At 54.1% G+C, this 220-nt stretch carries 1 protein-coding gene; it reads left to right on the top strand.

Features of this window, described 5'->3' with window-relative positions; translation table 11 throughout:
- Positions 1-220, top strand: a 220-nt coding sequence (locus EF384_RS10005) for a hypothetical protein (RefSeq protein WP_148076715.1), incomplete at both ends; no start/stop codon positions are given.

Here is a 220-nt window from a genome sequence, read left to right as displayed (position 1 = left end):
AAGGCTGGTGGGCAGCTGAGGAAGATCTGCCATGGGGAAGTGTGTCGCTGCGCTGAAGAAAACTGCTTCATACGGGTGAAGAAGGACAATCCCATCACAGTCAATGAGCGCATCGACCTTGCCTGCAAGCCAGGGGTGGACTATGTGTACAAAGTGAAGGTGGTGGCAACAGAGGAGACGCCATCCCACGACAACTACATCATGTCCATCCTCACCGTCA

It is taken from the genome of Aerococcus agrisoli (assembly GCF_003797145.1).
GTDB classification, from domain to species: Bacteria; Bacillota; Bacilli; order Lactobacillales; family Aerococcaceae; genus Aerococcus; species Aerococcus agrisoli.
This window is presented reverse-complemented; position numbering and strand designations above follow the sequence as displayed.